Origin of the sequence: Bacillus cereus group sp. BfR-BA-01441 (genome assembly GCF_022663075.1) — a bacterium.
Taxonomy (GTDB): Bacteria; Bacillota; Bacilli; order Bacillales; family Bacillaceae_G; genus Bacillus_A; species Bacillus_A cereus.
This window is the reverse complement of sequence record NZ_JAKUEU010000324.1, coordinates 1-281: the sequence shown is the minus strand read 5'-3', so window position 1 is coordinate 281 and position 281 is coordinate 1. Positions and strand designations below refer to the sequence as shown.

The window sequence follows — 281 nt, the reverse complement described above, 5'->3', positions numbered from 1 at the left end:
AAAGAACCGGTAAAAGAAGTTGAAGAAACAAAAGAAGAAGTGAAAGAACCGATAAAAGAAGTTGAAGGTACAAAAGAAGAAGTGAAAGAACCGGTAAAAGAAGTTGAAGGTACAAAAGAAGAAGTGAAAGAACCGGTAAAAGAAGTAAAAGAGGAAGTAAAAGAGCCAACGAAAGAAGTTGAAGAAGCGAAAGAGGAAGTGGACGAGCCAACAACAGGAGTTGAAGGATCGAAAGCGGAGGTAAAAGAAACAGGAAAAGAAATTGAAGGTTCAAAAGACAC

Annotated in this window: 1 protein-coding gene; it reads left to right on the top strand. The window is 37.7% G+C overall.

The window, feature by feature from the left end; translation table 11 throughout:
• A partial coding sequence (locus tag MR107_RS30720; RefSeq protein WP_242293206.1) for a hypothetical protein occupies positions 1-281 on the top strand: 281 nt, incomplete at both ends.